The sequence below is a fragment of the Pantoea vagans genome (genome assembly GCF_004792415.1).
Lineage (GTDB): Bacteria > Pseudomonadota > Gammaproteobacteria > Enterobacterales > Enterobacteriaceae > Pantoea > Pantoea vagans.
Window position 1 is genome coordinate 126411 of sequence record NZ_CP038853.1, and the last position, 13792, is coordinate 140202.

At 49.6% G+C, this 13792-nt stretch carries 15 protein-coding genes; 2 read left to right on the forward strand and 13 right to left on the reverse strand.

The genetic code is table 11. The annotated features are described in order from the left end of the window. Window positions 1-355 precede the first annotated feature (355 nt). From EGO56_RS00580 to lpxP, 3 genes are all read right to left on the reverse strand, one after another. A complete protein-coding gene (locus EGO56_RS00580) occupies window positions 356-751 on the reverse strand; it encodes a polyketide cyclase (RefSeq protein WP_135907422.1) in 396 nt (131 codons plus the stop codon). 136 nt (window positions 752-887) lie between these two features. Then, window positions 888-2030: an alanine racemase gene (locus tag EGO56_RS00585; protein ID WP_135907423.1), complete on the reverse strand. Its 1143-nt coding sequence runs from the start codon at window positions 2028-2030 to the stop codon at window positions 888-890. 220 nt (window positions 2031-2250) lie between these two features. Further along, entirely contained in the window at window positions 2251-3174 is a 924-nt protein-coding gene (gene lpxP / locus EGO56_RS00590) for a kdo(2)-lipid IV(A) palmitoleoyltransferase (RefSeq protein ID WP_033734527.1), read from the reverse strand. 20 nt (window positions 3175-3194) lie between these two features. On the opposite strand from lpxP, the gene EGO56_RS00595 reads away from it, so the two are divergent. Then, window positions 3195-3425 (forward strand): hypothetical protein, encoded by a 231-nt coding sequence (locus EGO56_RS00595; RefSeq protein WP_135907424.1) that lies wholly within the window; start codon window positions 3195-3197, stop codon window positions 3423-3425. 424 nt (window positions 3426-3849) lie between these two features. Here the strand turns inward: EGO56_RS00595 and drt3b are convergent, their stop codons facing one another. The 9 genes from drt3b to EGO56_RS00640 all read right to left on the reverse strand — a co-directional run bounded on the left by drt3b (window position 3850) and on the right by EGO56_RS00640 (window position 12990). Further along, window positions 3850-5811 carry an antiviral reverse transcriptase Drt3b gene (gene drt3b / locus EGO56_RS00600; protein ID WP_167493413.1) on the reverse strand — a complete coding sequence of 654 codons (1962 nt, stop codon included), beginning with the start codon at window positions 5809-5811 and terminating at the stop codon, window positions 3850-3852. Next, complete coding sequence (gene drt3a / locus EGO56_RS00605; protein WP_135907426.1) at window positions 5808-7091, reverse strand: antiviral reverse transcriptase Drt3a; 1284 nt, start codon at window positions 7089-7091, stop codon at window positions 5808-5810. The genes drt3b and drt3a overlap by 4 nt, the downstream gene beginning before the upstream one ends. Window positions 7092-7624: 533 nt before the next feature. Then, window positions 7625-8422 carry a hypothetical protein gene (locus EGO56_RS00610; RefSeq protein WP_238348986.1) on the reverse strand — a complete coding sequence of 266 codons (798 nt, stop codon included), beginning with the start codon at window positions 8420-8422 and terminating at the stop codon, window positions 7625-7627. A gap of 32 nt (window positions 8423-8454) precedes the next feature. Then, on the reverse strand, window positions 8455-8730 hold the full coding sequence (locus EGO56_RS00615) for an ogr/Delta-like zinc finger family protein (protein ID WP_115388072.1): 276 nt from the start codon (window positions 8728-8730) through the stop codon (window positions 8455-8457). A gap of 366 nt (window positions 8731-9096) precedes the next feature. Further along, window positions 9097-11769, reverse strand: a complete 2673-nt coding sequence (locus tag EGO56_RS00620; protein WP_135907428.1) for a TOPRIM and DUF927 domain-containing protein — start codon at window positions 11767-11769, stop codon at window positions 9097-9099. 9 nt (window positions 11770-11778) lie between these two features. Continuing rightward, complete coding sequence (locus EGO56_RS00625; RefSeq protein ID WP_135907429.1) at window positions 11779-12156, reverse strand: DUF5375 family protein; 378 nt, start codon at window positions 12154-12156, stop codon at window positions 11779-11781. After that, window positions 12153-12434, reverse strand: a complete 282-nt coding sequence (locus EGO56_RS00630) for a hypothetical protein (RefSeq protein ID WP_135907430.1) — start codon at window positions 12432-12434, stop codon at window positions 12153-12155. The genes EGO56_RS00625 and EGO56_RS00630 overlap by 4 nt, the downstream gene beginning before the upstream one ends. A 27-nt stretch (window positions 12435-12461) precedes the next feature. Beyond that, the gene (locus EGO56_RS00635) at window positions 12462-12818 is read right to left on the reverse strand and encodes a hypothetical protein (protein ID WP_135907431.1); all 357 of its coding nucleotides are present in this window, start codon (window positions 12816-12818) and stop codon (window positions 12462-12464) included. Continuing rightward, entirely contained in the window at window positions 12811-12990 is a 180-nt protein-coding gene (locus tag EGO56_RS00640; protein WP_135907432.1) for a host cell division inhibitor Icd-like protein, read from the reverse strand. The genes EGO56_RS00635 and EGO56_RS00640 overlap by 8 nt, the downstream gene beginning before the upstream one ends. A gap of 135 nt (window positions 12991-13125) precedes the next feature. Here EGO56_RS00640 and EGO56_RS00645 point away from each other — a divergent pair, with 135 nt between their 5' ends. Then, window positions 13126-13314 carry a toxin-antitoxin system HicB family antitoxin gene (locus tag EGO56_RS00645; protein ID WP_126690258.1) on the forward strand — a complete coding sequence of 63 codons (189 nt, stop codon included), beginning with the start codon at window positions 13126-13128 and terminating at the stop codon, window positions 13312-13314. Between the two features lie 30 nt (window positions 13315-13344). On the opposite strand, the gene EGO56_RS00650 is transcribed toward EGO56_RS00645, so the two are convergent. Then, complete coding sequence (locus EGO56_RS00650; protein WP_233499011.1) at window positions 13345-13491, reverse strand: helix-turn-helix transcriptional regulator; 147 nt, start codon at window positions 13489-13491, stop codon at window positions 13345-13347. Window positions 13492-13792 lie beyond the last annotated feature (301 nt).

The window sequence follows — 13792 nt, forward strand, 5'->3', positions numbered from 1 at the left end:
TAAGAAAAGTCTGATTACGCGACCGCAGAAATAAATGGTTTCACTTCATGCATGATAAATATTAAATCTCCAGTACGAGAGTAATAAACGATTGTTGATGATTAATGTATGTGTTTTAGCGAAATTGTTTACACAGCAGATGAAGATGCCTGAAATCAGCGGGGATAGCCTGCCTGTCAGGCACTTTTGCCAGGAATTTTCCTGGCAACAATGCTTAAGCAGGGTTGGTGATAAACGTGCAGAAGGGGCATGCAATCAGATAAACGCTTTATGCTTTATCATCGGAAGTTTTTCTGTTTTTTTTCATAAACAGCCAGTGATAAGTACAGAGAAAAAATCGAGCTAAGTCATTGATTTACTGTGTCAGAAGCTGGTTAAGCTTCTCAAGATCGTTGCTAACCCATTCAATATCCTGCTTAAATCTATCATCTGAAGTAAATGGCTGGCGGTAAACCGTTACCATTACCTCGGCACCCTGCTCGTTGGCTATCACGCGCATCGGTACATAGATTTCCTTTCCTGAACCACTGTCAATCCAGTGATCCATTACGCCAAACGGATTATGTGGCGAGAACCGGAGCTTTACGTTTCCCTGAGGGCCTTTAGCACGCCAGCGATTGCCATCAGGTTCTAATGCACTATTCGTCAGCCCGGACGCCCACTTTGGAAAAAATTCCGGCTTCCAGATGGTTTCATAAAGATCTAACCAGTGACGCGGAATCGTCAGGCTCAGCGTGCGCGAGGAGAGCATATAACCTCCAAAGGATAAGCTAAAAAAGCATTAAAGCATGGGGTAAGGCTCGTTAATACGTTGTAACAGCAGAAGTGTGGTGTTGAGAGGGTTTCGTACAAACGGCAGACAACGGATGAGGCTGTCTGCCACTGACTCAGATGAAATTGCCGCGTGCAGAAACTGCGTGCTCTTCGCTATGCCCACTGGCGCGACGCAGAACAAAGCCATCCGACTGCGCCATCACTGCGCAGCTGTGATTCGGGAAGATGCGAAGCAGCGTGCCGACTTCAGGACGGCGATCCTGATAAAGCAGAAAACCATGCTCCTCAGATAACTTTGTCACCTCATACGTGTGGCCCGCTTCGTCGGCTGCAACACCAAAGCCGCTGGCATTAGTGCCGTGTGGCCCTTTATCCGAACTCAGCATTTTCGATCCGGCATCCACAATTGCGAAATGATCGTTTACCGCTACCACACGGGTAATGACGCTCATTGCCAGTTGGTCGACGTGACTTAGCCCGAGGCGACAGGCGGTAAGGTCCAGCAGTGCATAGTTGCCAGGCCGGATTTCACTGATGCCGGGCGCAACCTCGGCTGCCAGGGCCGTAGGCGTTGAACCCACAGAGAGCGGGCAGTCTGTAAATCCCGCAGCCTGCAGTCTTGCCTGAAGCTGCTGCATCAATACGGTTTCCTGCCTGGCAACATCAACAATAGCCGCGGCATTACCGGCACCATAAGCGTGACCGGCATGCGACACTATTCCGGCAAAGCGTATGCCTCTGTCCCGCAGCGCCTGAGCAATCAGCACGGCTTCATCACTATCAGGATTAACACCAATCCGGTGTAATCCAACATCCACCTTAATCGCCACCGCCAGCGTGCAGTCTGGCTGTTGCTGCCACGCATCTGCAATCGCTGCCACACCCTGCAGCCTGTCCGCGATCAGGGTAAGTTTTGCCTGATGAAGCACGGCGAGACGCAGCAACTCAGCTACGCATTGTGGTTGCACAACCGGGTAGGCTAACAGCAGATCGCGAACGCCCCCCTGAATAAAGCTGATACCTTCGCTGGGTTTAGAGACCGTGACACCCTGAGCACCATATTCAAGCTGACGCTGAGCAATCCAGACGCTTTTATGTGTTTTGATATGCGGACGCAGCGCGACGCCTGCCGCACTGGCTTTGCGCTGCATATGCTGCAGGTTCTGCTCCAGCCGCTCTGCATCCACTTCAATATAGGGCGTAAGGCGGTCATCAATCAGCGGCCTCTGCCACTGCTGTGTATCGTTGATATCCATAAGCTTATCCGGCTTTAACGAGGTAAGAGGATTCATCATTCCTTAATTAACTTTCTGATACCAGCCTGGTGGCCGGGGAAGAGGCGCTGACCAGCAAAATTAAAGCGGGTGTTAACCCGGGATAGAGGATGCAGCACATGGATGAACTGGAGAGGATATTTAAGCAGACGGGATTAGCAGAATAAAAAAAGCAGGCGCGGTGCCTGCTTTATCTGTTTACTCAGACATAGAGTGATTGTTCACCCGGCGGACGGGTTTTGAATCGGCGATGCAGCCAAAGATATTGTTCTGGTGCGCGCAGAATCTGATTCTCGATCACTTTATTCATATAAGCTGCAGCAGCAGCCTCGTCCGTATGAGGATAATTTTCCAGCATCGGCTCAATGATCAGATGGTAGCCATCATTATCTGCATTACGAATCAGCATAATCGGCACCATCGCTGGCTTCGCCAGACGCGACAGCACAAAAGTGCCGTTGGTGGTGGCCGCTTTTTCTACCGCAAACAGTGGCGCAAAGGTGCTGCCTTTCGGGCCGTAATCCTGGTCCGGCGCAAACCAGACCGATTCACCCTGTTTCAGAGCATTAACCATGCCGCGCAGATCGCGGCGGTCGATCATCGCTTTGTTTGAGCGCATCCGGCCTTTAGTCTGCACATATTCCATTGCCTGATTGTTGTGCGGGCGATACATCGCCATCATCGGCTGACAGAGACCGCTGATGCGGCCGCCCAGCTCCAGTGACATGAAATGCACGCCAATCAGCATCACACCGCGCTTTTCATTCTGCGCAGCGTGGAGATTATCCATACCTGACACTTTAAACAGACGTTTTACCGCACGGTCAGACCAGAACCAGGCAATACCGGTTTCAGCCAGCGCCATGCCTAACGACGCAAAATTACCGGCAATCATATGTTCTGTTTTTTCTTCACTGATGCCAGGAAAGCAGAGCTCAATGTTACGACGGGTGATTCGCTCACGGCGCTGCAGGAAATGACGGGAAATTTTGCCGGCACCGGCACCGAGACGCATAAGAACAGGGTAGGGAAGCTGGACCAGAAGCCAGAGCACACCAAGACCAAACCAGGTAAACCAATAACGCGGATGCAGCAGCGAACTGCTAAATTTTCCGGTGTTTTTCATTAACAACCTTCATGAGATAGATGGATGTATCGCATAAAGAGCACTTCCATAAGTCTCCAGGCGGTACAGCTGTACTGATTTCGACCAACACTTTATCAAAAAGTGCCTTCAAAGAAAGGGAAACTGCGGAATCTACAGGATTGACCTGTTTCATGGAACCAGCGCTTCGGGTGCGAAGAAAGGGTTCACAACAGAAAAAAGATTTTAAATTCAGAAAATTAAAAAAGACAGACCTGAAAGTGAAAACGTGACAGACAGGCACTACAGAAGAGTCCGGAAATGATTATTTATCTATCTTTACGTAATAACGAGGCCAGCCACGCCCTCAGAACACCCTGCATGCTGATGTAGAAGAAAGGTCATTACTTAGAGAATGAACAAAGCGCCATCGCTGACGCTTCATCTCAGACCTGAGTTAAGATCTTACTCGATATTCTGAATCTAAATATTTAAATAAGTTTAAGGTTTTGTTTATAATGGGATTTATCTATATTATAAAATATTTGGTACACCCTATGGTACAAAAAAACCACGATGAATGGTGTAGTGTGTGCGAACTTCCGCCAACTAAGGGCAAAGATGGTCTTTCACCCTTAGTTGAAGCAGTATATGGGATCACCGCCGCCGGTCATGAGACCGTGAAGCCATTCATCGTGGCATCGAAAAAGTATCCTATCAGTAGACGCTTAGCAATTCCTTTTTCTCTAAAAACATACGTAAATCGAAGTTATCCCATTGTACAAACCAGTATTCGCGAGCTAGTTCTTTCCAATACGTATCAATTTCTTTGTTTGACGGTTTACGGCCCAGGTGCAGCTTAACGACTTCTGAAGCTAATCCTTTCCTCTTTTTTAGTTCAATAAATGGGCAGTTTATTATATCCAACATAAGATAGAATTTTAATGAATCTATTTTAATGTCGGTAACATTCTCAAGAATTGACTTTACATGCTTAAACATTTTATCCTTTAAGCTGTTGTAATGAGTGTCATTATCTGCATAATAAAAGAATGTTATTATCTCAAAATAACTGAAGTTTGTTCGTGTGTCTATGTTGTATATTGAGCTTAGAAAATCCCGTGTAAGCCTATAATCTTCCCCCAGCAATTTAAGAGCTATCAGTAGATTAAGGTTTTCAAATGCTATTTTTTTTATTCTATTACCTTTTTCAATTTCTATACATCTTTCAAAATAACTATGTATCAAGTTAAAAATTAACCCCTTCAGCATGCTTGCATCGTCAGAAATCATTTTAGTTGCATTTTTGCAAATTATGTCAACGAATATGCATATTTTAATAGAGGAGTTATGGCTTGGCGATATAAAAAACAGATGAAATATTATTTCAGTCGCCACATAGAAAAAGTCGCTTATGGTTTGCTCATTTAATTTTAAAAATTCAATATTAGCCTTGCATTTTCTGTCAATGGTAATAGCAATATTTGTTAAGCATGAAATAGTATAGCCGGCCGCTAAATTATAGTTTTCTCTTTCAAGAACAAACATAGATTTTATCTTGTTCAGATAAGAAATTACTGTGTTTCTTCTGCTATAAATTCTTTTTATCTTTTCAGGGTTCTCAGGATCGAGAAATTTACTTGTTAGCGAGTTTAGTATTTCATTTAATTGATTGATTGTCCCGGATTTTGCTGTTGAAAAAGGTCGGAAAGTAATGCTAATTTTTTGTTTATTGATTGTAAGCTTATATTTTTTAAGCGTATCTTCTACTATATCTCTGATGTCGTTGAGGATCTTTTCATTTAACGTGAAAACAAATATGTCGTCAACATATCTTCTGATTGTATAATCTCGACCGTTAGAGTAGCCAAGTTCTTTCAATTGGTTTTCAATATCACGGTCAATATCCTGAAAAATGATCTCTGAAAAAATTCTACTTACTTCGGGACCAATTATTATACCCGCTGTTTCATTATAATTAATAGATTGCATTAGCCTGTCAAATATTGTTCCAAACGAGTTTTTTATCTGACGGTTTTGCTTGGAGAATTCTTTGTTTTTTATTGCCCAAGTTATGCTATGAGTGTAAATGCTGTCAAAGCACTTTGCGACATCTAAGCTGCAAAATACGTCGAACTTTTTTTCTAAATTAAGGAATTCTTCTGAGTTAAAAAATTTATAAAGGCGAGTGTATCTATTATATGAAAAATAAGATGCTAAATGTTTGTATTTTTTTTCTTCTGTGTCAGATTGAATCTCGCCTCTTGAATATTCAAGATCATTCATTTCTGTATTTTTTATATAGTATTTTGATGATATTTTCGAAGGTGACCTTAGGCTGAAATCGCTTTTTTGGCATGTAGATATGATTAAATTAGAAAAATTCTCATAAAACTCTGCAATGCAAATCTGGCTACGCGGATGTATTAGTGATAATACTCGCGATGAATCAATGTCTTTTTTTATCTTATAGGTAAGCGGGACAGTATAATCTTCGTTAAGATTTTTTTCAAAAAGAAAAGAAAGTATGCTGTTTTCAACTTTGTTTTTATTGTGATAAGAAATGTTATTGTAAAATCCCAAGTTTGAAAAAATTGCGGGAACCTCATAAGGCGAAGTTTCTGTAAGAATCACCCTCAGAAAATCTTTCCTTTTAACTTGTTTAGAAGTTCTCTTCATTTCCAACATTCCTTAATTTGTTTCAGTCGAGTATAATTAAAAGTATGGAATCGCACTAAGTAGAATCCATTTTTAAAATTTAGCTTACATAATTCTCTTTTTTGTTTTATAGAAATGCATGTTGATAATCTTTTGTATAATTTGTTTTGTTTAGAAAATAATATACTTCGTAAGAAATTATCTAAATTTTCAAGGGCGCAATTTAATGACGAGTTTTTGTGCTGGTAATTATAAAATATACCAGAGTTTATTTTAATACCCGAACTCGGATCTTTGATCGGGTAGTTCCCTGTTATAAATTTTATCCGATCATTTAGTAAATCAAAGTCCGTCTGAGATTGATTGCTTCCAATATAGGACAAGAACGATTTTATTATTCTTTTCTTTATTTTGACTATCTTCGTGCTAGATAAGTCAACCTGCACTTTTCTGTTATTGTTTGAAAATGTAAAGTCGTTATTATCATATACATTATAGATTTTGAACTCGTAGCCTAGAAAGTCCATTTTAAAAGGCTGCTCTGATTGTAATTGAATTTTTTCCGAGCAGTCTCTGGCGCGCGAAACATTGAGAAATGCTAATTTATCTTTATCATGCAATTTAAGGTTTTTTGGTAATTTTTCAAAAAAATAGTCTATGATAATTTGCTTGGTTATTTTATCGCCATGATGCAAAATTAAAATGTCATCAACGAATCGTGAATAGAAGAAAACGTCTTTTCTTTTGAGGAAATAAGAATCTATATCCTGTAAGCAAAGCTCAGCAAGTGTGGCGCTTAAGCTTACTCCCCTTGGTAATCCTTGTATGTTTTTGCTGCTCAAGGATTCTTTGTATTTATAAAGAAGATTGAGGTTATATCTTGATATTCTGCCTTCTGATGTTATTTTCTCGAGAAGAAAATTAAAATCTATGCTTTCGTAGAAGCTTCTTATATCAAGGCGAGTTATATTGTAAGGGCTTCCATCTTTCAAATGCGTTATGAGGTTCTTTATAATTTCGTGCCTGTTGACCTTTCTGATTCTGTAGCCTTTTTTTATGTTTTTAACCAGCAGTTTTGATATAAGCTTATCTTCGATGTTGCTATATTTAACCCCTTTCTTTCCGGCTATGCTTATCTCTTTTATTCCATTGTCTAGGAAAAGCTTTGCTGCTGCCTTTGATTGAGCGCTTAATGATGCGGCGATCCTATTGGAGTAATCAATTAAAGTCTTATCTTCCATTAGGTCAGTGTATGTGATGCAGTCATAGAGGTTGCTATGCGTATAGGAAAGTTGCTCCATATATTTTCCTTTTTATTTTTTTGGAATTAACTATTTATCTTGTTAAGTCACATTTTGACCGATATCGAGGTTTGATTGATTTATAACTCAAAAAGTCCGTAGTGGTGACCGTTACACTACGAAAACCGATTTTAATGCAGATGTATGCTCATTCTAAAACTAAGGTAACTCAAACATTTATATTAATACTAAAGGAAACCACGTTCTTATAGCTTCAAAGCCTACCTATATACATTACCCTACAGAAAATCTTTATGGTTGTGAACAAACTTCGCGTCGAAAACGTAGGGCTTAGTAATTTTGCAATTCTGCCCATCTGCGCGCGCTCGTAGCCCCGCCACGCCTGCCCGCTTTATGCAGCGGTTTTCATGCACCTGCATGATTAGCTCTGAGCCGCGCCGCTGCTGGCCTTGCCTGCCGTTCCGGGATGCCCGAGACTCATGCATTTTCATGCAGCATAGACATGCACTCACGCAGCAGATGTAAAAAAGCCCGGCACGGGCCGGGCTTCGGTGAGTTCCTGAGTCTGCGGCTCAGAAAAGTTTACGCTTGCGGCGGTCGGTTCTGGCTCCCCGGAAAGGATGCGCACCGCTGACGCTCAGCACGTCATCACGGAACATCAGCGGCTGATTTACGCTCGTCCATCGCTTAATGAGGTTCTGGACATATACGCGGTACAGCGTATCGGCATCGTTCGCGCCTTCGATAACCCCCGGTGCATGCGTTGAGCCATTCCGTTCAAACTGGCTGTACTTCATCCTGAGCAGGCTGCTCAGCTCTGCGCCGTGAATGATAAAGAAGTCATCAATAAGCGTATCAATACGCTCATCCGTGATGCCCTCATGACAGAATACGTAAGCGTTAGCCTTGCGCCCGGTTACATCTGCCAACACCGGCAGCTGCTTTTCCTTTTCGGCAATCAGCCCGGCAAGGTCTGATGCCGTTTCCTGCTGCTCCAGATACTCCGCGCGCAGCGCCTTCATCTCCGGCGTGACGTTGCCGCCATTCTGTCCCAGCAGTTCACGGAAGTGTACCCGGTTGTCCCGGCTTACCTGCTCCATTTCGGCCTTACGCTGGCGCAGCTCACTGAGATTTTCAGTAGCGTCGTTTTCGGTCTGCCTTGCCTCCAGCCAGGCCAGCATCTTCGTGTTGAGGTCTTCGATACGCAGCCGCCATTCAGAGGACAGCCCCTTTACCAGCTCAGTGGTGTGCCTGATCACGTCGGCCTCGGGTAACCGCAGGAGCCATCCGGCTTCCTTGAGTGGCCGCTGTGATCTGGCCTGCGCCGTGCCTATACGGTTGCCAGCGGTCTGAATCTGTTCGTCGGTCATCTGCTGCTGTGTCATGCTGTTTTTCCTCTCTGTCAGGGCTGTGCGTGACGGTCTTTGCGGGCACTGGCTGAGCCATAGCGGCCCAGCGTCTGCGGCTGGCGAACCGGTACGTCGTTCTGCTGTTCTGGCTCTGCCGCCACGGATTTTTGCGGCTTCATAATGATTTTCTCGACGCTCTCCAGCGCGGTGAACGTGCAGGAACAGTCGAGGTTCTGGCACTGATACCAGGTGCGCTTTACGGACGGGGCTTCGTAGGCGCTGGTGCGGGTGTGGGCTACCTGACCGCATTCGGGACATTTCAGGGCCATTTCTTTTTCCTGTATGGTCGTTTTCAGTAAGTCAATTGTGCCGGGGCTGGCACAGGTGAGCCATGTGCGGGCGGTGTGCCGTGCCTGACACAACGCCTGCCAGAAAAGGGCTGCTGGCTGACTTACCTTCTGTAAGCGGTGTAACACGGGTGACAGGTGTTACAGCTGTGAATTAAAAGGATATTTTCTTATTCTTCCGGTGTAACACGACGGGTAACACGGTGTAACAGCGTTGACAGATGCGTTACACCTGTTACACCTCACCAGTTAGAGAGGTGTAACAGGCTGATGCCTTACTGAATGCGGCTGTTACACCCGTTACACCTGTTACCCTTTAAAAATAAGACTCACGCAAAGCTCTTAACGTCAGCCCGGCACCTCGCTGTTGAAGACGTAGAGCCTGCGCACGTTCATCTCTGGCGGGCGGATGCTGGTCTGAAGCTTGCCGTCGGCAGAGGCCAGCAGATAACCCCGGTCCGCACAGAGGCGCGCCACCTTGCGCGGGTCAAACCCCCTGCAGATTTCCTTCCAGCCGGACGGCATGACGTAGAACGTCGTGGCCGCCTCGGTGCCCTGCGCGGTACTGCCTTTCTCTACCCTGCGCCAGCCCACCATATTGCCGGGGCGGTTGCGCTCGTCGTGCCAGTCGGCAAAGCGGCTGTACTGGTTCGCGGTAAAGAAGCTGCGCACCTGCTCCAGCGCGGCAATGTCTTCCTGGTTGGCGGTGTGGCCGCGGTCTTTCAGCCAGGCGTTCAGGCACACGCGGGTTGCCCGCAGCGCTTCACCTTCCTGCCAGCCGGTAATGCCCAGCCGGGTTGCCAGCTCACCGGCCATTGCCACCAGGGCAAAGCGGTTGACTGCGCGGCCTACCTGATTGCCCGCGTCAGGCGGGGTCAGGGCGGCGGTGTACTCCTTCAGCAGCGTTTTCGCCTGCGCCGTCAGCCCGTTCAGGTCGGCGGTCAGCGCCTTCAGCCACTCGCGGAATGGCGCACCGTAGTAGCTGGCCGTGGCCCATTCCAGATGTTCGGCTAGCGCCTTCCCGCTCTCAAAGCCGTGCAGCTCCTCAAACACGCCAAACTTCCCGGAGTCGCTGGGTATCTGGATCATCCTGACCTCCATTCCGGCAAAGGTGCGCTCACCGGCCTTCGCGGCGTGCTCGGTCAGCGACAGTTCGCCGGTGGAGAAGAACAGCAGCCGCCACTGCTTGCGGGTGCGCAGCTCGCCGTCCGTACCGGCGCGGCCCTTGCCCTGGCCGTTTGCCAGCATGTAGGCGATGTTGCCCGCCTCGCGCCCGTCCACCTCGCGGATTTCGTCGAGCATCATGGCCGCGTCGTTGCGGCGGCTGGCGCAGCCTTCCAGCGCGTTGCCGGTAGCGCGCCACGTCTGCCAGTAGTCCGGCCCGCCGCACACGGAGGTAGCCGCCTTCATGGTGGTGGTCTTGCCGTCCGTGGATTCCCCCTTGAGGTGATAGCCGCCGCCGTCCATGCCGACCAGGCGCAGCAGCGGGGCGGCAAAGGCGAGGCTGACCGCAAACGCTACGCGGGAGTTGCCGGTGCAGAAGCGGGAAACGTGCTCGCGCCACTCCTGCGTGGTGCCGGACACGCGGAAGTCCCGCCCCTGCACGGAGGTGGTCTGGAGAATGACGCCGTCTGCGCCGTCGCCGCTCACCTCGTCCTGAAGGACGTAAACCTGACCGTGCCAGCCGGTGCGGCTCACGCAGGTCACGCGGCGCTCCGGCTTGCACAGCGAGATGTATTCCATCAGGCGCGCGCGGGCCTCGCCGGTGGTGCTGATGTATGACAGGCCGTTGACCAGCAGCACCCGGCGCAGCTCCTCGCCGCTGCCGCTCAGCATCTCCATCGGCATGGCCCACCGGCGGCGCTCGCCCCAGGTGTCCTCCCACTCCAGCAGGCGGCCAAAGTTGCCGCCGTCGGCATCGCAGGTGATGGCCGTGACGCGCAGCGGATTGCAGATTTTCACGTTCTGTATTTCGGTTTCGCCGTTGCGCTGCACCTGCTTCTCGTACCAGAGATATTCCTGCGTCAGCCGGAACCCGTGCGGCAGCTGCGTGCGGCCCTCACCGCACAGCATCAGACCGTTACGAAAGGCTTCGCGGGCGCGTGTCACGCCGTGCTCCCGGTGAAAGTCGTTCCAGTCGGCTTTGATTTCGCCCGGCGGCAGGCTCACCCAGCCACTGACGGCTTTTGCTGCCTTCTCTGCGAACGCTCTGCCGGGGTTCTCACCCGCATCCTGAAAATCGTTATCACCGGCGATGATGATTTTCACCTCCGGCCAGCGCGCCCGCATCGCCTGCGCCACGTTCGGCAGGTTACCCGCCGAAATCGCGGCCACCACGCAACCGGCGGTCAGCTGGCTTACCGTGAGCGCCGTGGCGTAGCCCTCGGTGATGACCACCTGCACCGGCGGCTCAGGCGGCAGCGGGCTGAACGCCACAAACGCAGCCTTCATGGTGCTGCCGGGCAGCAGGCTTTTATCCCCGGCGGGGGCAACCAGCTGCGCACCGGTCACCGCGCCGTCTGATGTGGTCAGCGGCAGCAGCAGGGAACCCGCAGGGAAGGCCGTGCCGCCTATGCGCTGTGCGCTGCCGGTCAGGCAGGCCGGATAACCGGCAAAGCCTTTATCTGCGAGGTAGGCACTTTCACCGCTGTGGCTGGCCTTCACCAGTGCACCGACGATGGCGGCCATGTCGCGCTTCGGGGATTTTTCTCTGGCAGGCTTAACCGGCAGGGCCTGCACGTCACGCACGTCCAGCACCTCTGCCACCGCCTGTGCGGCCAGCTTTACCCCTTTGCCCGTCACCAACTTCACCAGATCAAGGCCGTCACCGTGGCCGCAGTGGCTGCAAATCCACGTACCCCGGCCCTCAAGGTCATCCATGCGGAAACGGTCTTTGCCTTCACACTTAGGGCAGGGGCCGTGCCTGCCGCCGTCCGGCACGTCTACGCCCAGCATCTGAAGAATGACCGGCCAGCGGCCGCGTGCGGCGGCTGTGATGTGTGATACTGACTGTACTGTCATAACGCCTCCTTAATGCCGGTACAGCGACGCGCCGGTGTCGCAGAACGATTCAAATGCCGCCGGAAGCGTGGCGTAAAGCCCTTCCATTACCTCATACCCGCGCGCCGTCAGAGCGGGCGGTGCGGTCAGGAGCGTCGGCTCCACCATGTCGGTAAGCAGTGCCAGCGCCGCCGCAGCGCCGTGCGCTTCGCCATACTCGTTAACCATCGCGCTCTCAATATGCAGGGCGATGGCCATCTCGATTCGCTCCACCGTCATGTGGTGCGGGCCGCGCATTTCGCTGCCGGTGTCGGTCAGATGCTTAGCCCGCCATGCGGAAGCGATGGCGCGACGGTATAGTGCCGTGGTCAGCTCAGCCGGAAAAACGGATACCTGTGGCTTCTTCATACGCGGTCCTCCTCGAGCAGTGCGCAGCAGCGCGTGACGTCGGTCAGGTCGGCGCGCAGGTAGTCCATCAGTGCGGCCAGGCCGGGCACGCTGTGTGCGCTGAATGAACCCGGACAGGAGTGCTCGGAAAACAGGAGCTGGAGCAGGTCGCAGGCTTCCTTTGCACGGGTCAGCTTCTCAAAAGCGTCTTCCGGCAGGCCGTAGGTAAAGGCGGCAAAAGTACCGTTTTCAGGCAAGGGGATGCCCTGAGCACCGTTGTGCCCGATTGAAACTGTCATGTTTTCTCCGTTAAAGCTGGCTGTGTGTCAGAGGAATTTTGAATAGTGGCCGTCGTCAGGCTCCGCAGGCTGCTGTGCAGCCCGCTCCCGCCAGCGCTCATACTTCACCGTGGGATGCAGATTAAACGGGCTGAACCCGCCGCTGCCTCCGGTCGGAGCGGTGAGGCGATGCGGTGTACCGGCAAGCCGGATATAGTTTTCCTCAAACCACGCCAGCGGGGAGGAGGTCACCTGACCGTCGCTGTCGTAGCGATACAGAACCTCGTGACTGAACTCAGGGTTAACGGATGCGACTGACGCAGGTGCATCGGTAAATCGCAGTATTGTCACCGTCCAGCCCTGTGAATGCTGCCAGCGTTCGCCGCGCCGTGGAAATTCACGCATGACGGCCTCCGTGGAAGGGCAGGCGGCCCGCAAATAGCAGGATGTAATCAGCCGCCATCCGGCTGCGGGCGCTGCGCTCGTCAGTGGCAGTAATACGCAGCATGACGGGGCGGCAGGACAACTGAGAACGGTTGATTGCCGCGAAGATCCAGGTAGACTTTGATGCAGCCATAGGAGTACTCCCAAGTTCATTTATGGTCAGGCTTTGCGAGGTATTGCGAGTACCTTGCAGAGCCGCTTGTTTTCAAATGCTTTGTTATATAAGGTACGTACCTTACCGTTCTTATTAAAGTTAAAGGTACGTACAATGTCAAGAGTTAAAGATCGCACTCCTAAAACCGGTGGCAAATCGCCCACCTTCCAGATCCGCATCAATCCAGAGCTAAGAGAGCAACTCGATCTTGAAGCTGCCAAAGACCAAACCACACTCGGCAACTGGTTCAAGGAGGTTGCAAGAGAAGAACTTAGGCGTCGTGGCATTGAACCTAAAGGATGATTTTTGCGGTGACTCGTCGCCGCATATTTATCAATGTGCACGCTGCTGCCCTATCCATTCTTTTACTTCCTCAGCGCGCCAGGCAGTAATACGAGCGGAAATTTTTACTGGCTTCGGAAATGATCCAGATGCAACCCGTCGCCATAGCGTTGCTGACGAAAACGGCAGGCAATGCATCAACTGTTTTTGTCTGATAAATCCGGTTTCAGGGATGATTCCGTAAGGTGTGTGCTTCAAATTAGGATCTCCTATCTCAATGAGTACAAGTGGTGTGAGATGAGATTAATGGAGACACATTGATGTATTCCACTGAAAGTGGAATTCCATCAAGAATATGAAAATTCCATCAAAAAAAATGAATTCCATGGATTCATTACTGCTGGAGAGGGAGGGTGAGGGCTTTTAAATTTATGATTTATAAGTAACTTATTATAAAGAGATTTGTATTGCACTTCATTGCACCTCATTGCCCTTTATA